This window comes from Nocardia heshunensis (assembly GCF_054782115.1).
In genome coordinates, this window is the sequence record NZ_BAAGTC010000042.1 from 1 (window position 1) to 613 (window position 613).

Here is a 613-nt window from a genome sequence, read left to right on the forward strand (position 1 = left end):
GAGTACAAAACTCATAAGGCCAAGAAAGTGAAGTCTAGCAAGAAAAAGAAGACCGCTAAGAAGGGCAAGTCCCGCTCAGCACCACCTAAAAAGGTGGGCCGCGGTTCGAAGGTAGTCGTCAATGGTCAGTTGCACCGTAGCTCGACTGGTAGTGGGGTTGGTGCGACTGAACGGAACGCGACTCGAAAGCTTACGCTGGTGGCCACCGGTGCCAAGTACCCGTATCACGTAGCAACGCTTAGTGGTGGCGCCCGTGGCTGGGTGTCTAAGTCGGCAGTAAAGGCGGTGTAAGTATGGCAGTAACTTTTTTTCAGTCACAGACACCGGGAAGTAAGACTAAATGGGACCTACGGGAGATTCTGGAATCAGATATCCAGTGGGTCACTGATATCGACTTTTCTGCTGGTCAGCTGACGTTTAAGCTAGTCGAAGTGGACGAAGGGTATACACCTAAGAATGGTGACAATATCTGGTTCAACTGGGACCATGATCATGTGTTCAAGGGAAAAGTCTTCAAGGTCGATTACGATGAGTCGGAAGTGTTCAGCGTAACAGCTTACGACTCACTCAGATACTTTAAGAATCAGGACTCATTGGTTCTGCCAGTATCGAC

At 49.6% G+C, this 613-nt stretch carries 2 protein-coding genes; both read left to right on the forward strand.

What is annotated here, in order from left to right:
- On the forward strand, positions 1 to 291 hold a 291-nt coding region (locus tag ACYVN4_RS45035), incomplete at its 5' end, for a hypothetical protein (RefSeq protein WP_460730449.1).
- Positions 292 to 293: 2 nt separating this feature from the next.
- Positions 294 to 613: XkdQ/YqbQ family protein (locus tag ACYVN4_RS45040; RefSeq protein WP_460730451.1), on the forward strand; the 320-nt coding region annotated here is incomplete at its 3' end.